At 62.1% G+C, this 467-nt stretch carries 1 protein-coding gene; it reads right to left on the bottom strand.

Annotated features, from left to right (window positions below; translation table 11 throughout):
• A partial coding sequence (locus tag EN935_RS40000; protein ID WP_245489199.1) for a beta-eliminating lyase-related protein occupies positions 1–467 on the bottom strand: 467 nt, incomplete at both ends.

Below are 467 nucleotides of genomic sequence, written 5' to 3'. Positions count from 1 at the left end.
CCTTGGCGCGGTCGAGATCGAACAGCACGATCGCTTCGGCGCACCAGCAGCCGTTCTTGGTGCCGCCGAAGGAGAGGATGTCGACGCCGCGTTTCCAGGTCATTTCGGCCGGTGTGGTCTCAAGCGCGACCAGCGCGTTGGCAAAGCGGGCGCCGTCCATGTGCAGGGGCACCGAATACTTCTTGGCAATCGCCGAGATCGTCTCGATCTCATTCAGCCCGTAGATGGTGCCGACCTCGGTCGACTGGGTTATCGAAACAGCCATCGGCCGTCCCCAATGGACGATTTCGGGCGCGAAACGGCCAATGGTCCTTTCCAGATTGTGCGGGTCGATCTTGCCCAGCGGGCCATCGATGTCATGCAGGCGCGAGCCGCCGGAAAAGTACACCGGCGCGCCGCATTCATCCTCGATGACATGCGATTCGCGGTGGGCGAAGGAAATGCCGCCCGGCTTGTTGTAAGTGGTC

Origin of the sequence: Mesorhizobium sp. M7D.F.Ca.US.004.03.1.1 (assembly GCF_003998635.1) — a bacterium.
GTDB lineage: Bacteria > Pseudomonadota > Alphaproteobacteria > Rhizobiales > Rhizobiaceae > Mesorhizobium > Mesorhizobium loti.
This window is presented reverse-complemented; position numbering and strand designations above follow the sequence as displayed.